Origin of the sequence: Acetobacter estunensis (assembly GCF_019083805.1) — a bacterium.
GTDB classification, from domain to species: domain Bacteria; phylum Pseudomonadota; class Alphaproteobacteria; order Acetobacterales; family Acetobacteraceae; genus Acetobacter; species Acetobacter estunensis_A.
Genome location: NZ_JAHRDV010000125.1, coordinates 1 through 434 on the forward strand (window position 1 = coordinate 1; position 434 = coordinate 434).

At 49.5% G+C, this 434-nt stretch carries 2 protein-coding genes; both read left to right on the top strand.

What is annotated here, in order from left to right; translation table 11 throughout:
• The coding region (locus KUA11_RS17620; protein ID WP_254455014.1) for a hypothetical protein at positions 1–351 on the top strand (351 nt) is incomplete at its 5' end.
• The coding region (locus KUA11_RS17935) for a DUF2400 family protein (RefSeq protein WP_368041056.1) at positions 335–434 on the top strand (100 nt) is incomplete at its 3' end. The genes KUA11_RS17620 and KUA11_RS17935, both read left to right, overlap by 17 nt.

Below are 434 nucleotides of genomic sequence, written 5' to 3' on the forward strand. Positions count from 1 at the left end.
GGTATGACAAACACGTTGCAGCACTATAAACGTGTTGTTTCTGCAATGGAGGTTGCACGATGGGACGGGCGGGGTGACTTTGAGGCATTCAGCGACCGAGATAGGGCAATGTGTGGCGAAACTAAAGCGGAACCAACCGATTTGGAAGAAAAGCAAGACGAAGCAAAAGCGCAGGTTAGGGCGTGGATGCGTTCGTATCATAAAAACCGTTGGGAAAACCAACCGATTTACCCGGAAATATTGATTGAAAAGAAAGCGTTGGAGGGCGTTTTTGCGAAACCGTGCCGTAATTGGGATATTGCGGTTGGGGCTTGTAAAACGTCGGACGCCGGATTTGCAAACAGCCATTGAGATAACCGACCGTTTCGCCGAGATATTCCCGGACGACCCGACAAAGGGCGATTTTGCGTTGTTCGGTTATGGAGTGAATAACG